Below are 278 nucleotides of genomic sequence, written 5' to 3'. Positions count from 1 at the left end.
CCTGTACAACTATGCCGCCCACGGCGACGAGGCGTTGTCGCCGAGTTTCGCCCAGTACACCCAGGCGCTGCTCGGCCTGCTGGGGCTCGGCGGCGTGCTGAGCCTGGTCGACCTGCTCCATGGCAGGCCCTCGACGCTGCTGCGCAAGGGCCTGCTGGGGCTGGGCTGGCTGGCCCTGGTGGCCTGGCTGGGGTTGCTGTTCTACCTGCAGCGCCTGTACGGCCTCACTTTTTGAACTGGTCGTAGGCTTCCAGCGCGCGCAGCGAATAGACATAGGC

At 67.3% G+C, this 278-nt stretch carries 1 protein-coding gene; it reads left to right on the top strand.

The window, feature by feature from the left end:
• On the top strand, positions 1-235 hold a 235-nt coding region (locus ACLJNW_RS24680), incomplete at its 5' end, for a hypothetical protein (RefSeq protein ID WP_410961284.1).
• Positions 236-278: the final 43 nt, after the last annotated feature.

It is taken from the genome of Salmonella sp. SAL4457, assembly GCF_046548235.1.
In the GTDB taxonomy this organism is placed as follows: Bacteria; Pseudomonadota; Gammaproteobacteria; order Enterobacterales; family Enterobacteriaceae; genus Salmonella; species Salmonella enterica.
This window is presented reverse-complemented; position numbering and strand designations above follow the sequence as displayed.